This is a genomic window from Brevibacterium antiquum (assembly GCF_016107655.1).
Lineage (GTDB): Bacteria > Actinomycetota > Actinomycetes > Actinomycetales > Brevibacteriaceae > Brevibacterium > Brevibacterium antiquum.
Window position 1 is genome coordinate 1 of the sequence record NZ_JABASX010000019.1, and the last position, 1,692, is coordinate 1,692.

At 60.6% G+C, this 1,692-nt stretch carries 1 protein-coding gene; it reads left to right on the forward strand.

Features of this window, described 5'->3' with window-relative positions:
• Nucleotides 1-150: 150 nt before the first annotated feature.
• Nucleotides 151-1,692 (forward strand): nucleobase:cation symporter-2 family protein (locus JFC13_RS19145; RefSeq protein WP_198398619.1); only part of this gene is annotated, 1,542 nt, incomplete at its 3' end.

Consider the following 1,692-nt stretch of genomic DNA (forward strand, 5'->3'; position numbering starts at 1 on the left):
CATTCACCTAGCATTTTGCGATAAGGAAATATACTTTCACATCTTGGAAGTATTCACACGGATCCCTCACATTCAGTCGACCACCCGAATCGCCCATCCAGGCGAGGGCCCCGAGGCTGTTACTCAGGGAATAACTCAACGGAGAGATAGATGTCGACATCAAAGCAGGCGCCCAAGAATTCCCAGGCAGAAGCGGCCCGTCCAGAGGACGAGAGACTTCCAGTCGGCACCTCATTCGCCTACGGTCTTCAGCACGTACTGACCATGTACGGCGGCATCATCGCCGTCCCCCTCATCATCGGCAAGGCCGCCGGCCTCGATGGTGCCGGAATCAGCGTACTGATCGCATCATGCCTGTTCATAGGCGGCCTGGCCACGATTCTGCAGTCGTTCGGCGTTCCGTTCTTCGGCTCACAACTGCCGCTCGTCCAGGGAGTGTCCTTCGCCGGTGTGGCCACCATGACCTCGATCCTCGCTGGAGGTGAAGGGCTTCCGGAGGTCTTCGGCGCAGTCCTTGTCGCCTCGGTGATCGGCCTCATCGTCGCTCCAGGCTTCGCGCTCATTGTGAAGTTCTTCCCACCCGTCGTCACAGGCACCGTCATCACGACGATCGGCCTATCCCTCATGCCGGTGGCTGCCGGTTGGGCCATGGGCGGAAACGCCGAGGCGCCCGATTACGGCAGCGGCCGCAACATCCTCATCGCTGTCGGCACTCTCGCGGTCGTCCTCATACTCAGCCGAATTCCTGTGGCCGCGATCTCCCGCTTGTCCATCCTTCTGGCAATCGTGGTCGGAACTGTCATCTGCCTCATCTTCGGCTGGGCCGATTTCTCCCACGTGCTTGATCGGGGAGTGTTCGCGTTCCCCGAACCGTTTGCCTTCGGAATGCCGACCTTCTCTGCTGCGGCGATCATCTCGATGTTCATCGTCGTCATCGTCACCTTCGCAGAGACCACTGCCGACATCATCGCGGTGGGCGAAATCGTCAAGACCAAGGTCGACTCCAAGCGGATCTCCAATGGCCTGCGCGCGGACATGCTGTCCTCGGCAGTCTCCCCGATCTTCAACTCCTTCACCCAATCGGCCTTCGCCCAGAACGTCGGACTCGTAGCGATCACCGGAGTGAAGTCTCGTTTCGTGGTCACAGCCGGCGGTGTCATTCTCGTCGTCCTCGGCCTGCTCCCGGTCATGGGAGGAGTCGTCGCCGCGATTCCCTCCCCCGTCCTCGGCGGCGCAGGCATCGTCCTCTTCGGCACCGTGGCTGCTTCGGGCATCCGCACCCTGTCGAAGGTCGAGTACGAGGGCAACCTCAACATGATCCTCGTCGCAGTGTCCCTGGCCTTCGGAATCATCCCCGTCGTCGAGCCCGACTTCTACAACTCCTTCCCATCATGGGTCGGCATCATCCTCCACTCGGGAATCTCCTCGGCCACACTTATGGCTGTGCTGCTCAACCTGGTCTTCAACCACATCGGCGTGAAGAACAAGGACCGCACCGAACGCTCAGTCTTCGTCGCAGGCACCGGACGAGTCATCCGCAGGGACGAGCTCGAACGACTCATCAACCACGAAGCGCTGCTCGCCGAGGGCGACACCGTCAAGGACGGGAAGATCGTCGACTGCAACGGCGAAGAAGTTCCCGTCGTCTCGGAGCAGCAGCACGAAAAGGTCGTCGAAGCGATCAAGAAGGGC